The sequence below is a fragment of the Escherichia sp. KCJ4928 genome, assembly GCF_004352695.1.
In the GTDB taxonomy this organism is placed as follows: Bacteria; Pseudomonadota; Gammaproteobacteria; order Enterobacterales; family Enterobacteriaceae; genus ECMA0423.
The window spans coordinates 1-274 of sequence record NZ_SJWV01000735.1 but is presented as its reverse complement, the minus strand read 5'-3'; the positions used below and the strand labels follow the sequence as shown (position 1 = coordinate 274).

The 274-nt window shown below is 53.6% G+C and carries 1 protein-coding gene; it reads left to right on the top strand.

The features are described 5' to 3' along the window. The coding region (locus E0D98_RS26510; protein ID WP_131891637.1) for a hypothetical protein at positions 1-274 on the top strand (274 nt) is incomplete at both ends.

Below are 274 nucleotides of genomic sequence, written 5' to 3'. Positions count from 1 at the left end.
CCGGCCTTCCGGTTCTGATGACAGTTGATGCCGGCAATATGATTGACGTGGCAGAAAATGCCCGCCAAATCTGGACTGACAGCCCCTTTGTCTTCTGTGCCGACAACGACCATCAACGGAAAATTAACAAAGGTGTTTCAAGTGCCCAAAAAGCTGCCGCAAGCACGCATGGCGAAGTCATTATTCCGGCCTTTACGGAGGCGGAAAAAGCACAGGGACTGACCGATTTCAATGACCTGGACGCCAGCAGGGGACGAGACGCCTTTCAGCGAGC